Raw genomic sequence first — 202 nt, forward strand, 5'->3', positions numbered from 1 at the left:
GATCCCTTCAGCCAGACTTGGGTATACCTCCGACATAATATATAAATGGTGGAGCCTAGCGGGATCGAACCGCTGACCTCCTGCGTGCAAGGCAGGCGCTCTCCCAGCTGAGCTAAGGCCCCATATGGAGCGGAAGACGAGGTTCGAACTCGCGACCCCCACCTTGGCAAGGTGATGTTCTACCACTGAACTACTTCCGCAT

General features: G+C 55.9%; 2 tRNA genes. Both read right to left on the bottom strand.

Going from position 1 to position 202, the window contains the following annotated elements:
• Positions 1-46: 46 nt before the first annotated feature.
• Positions 47-122: transfer RNA gene (locus KMHG_RS17140), tRNA-Ala, on the bottom strand.
• A gap of 3 nt (positions 123-125) precedes the next feature.
• Positions 126-200: transfer RNA gene (locus KMHG_RS17145), tRNA-Gly, on the bottom strand.
• Between the last annotated feature and the right edge of the window lie 2 nt (positions 201-202).

The sequence above is a fragment of the Kurthia massiliensis genome (genome assembly GCF_000285555.1).
Lineage (GTDB): Bacteria > Bacillota > Bacilli > Bacillales_A > Planococcaceae > Kurthia > Kurthia massiliensis.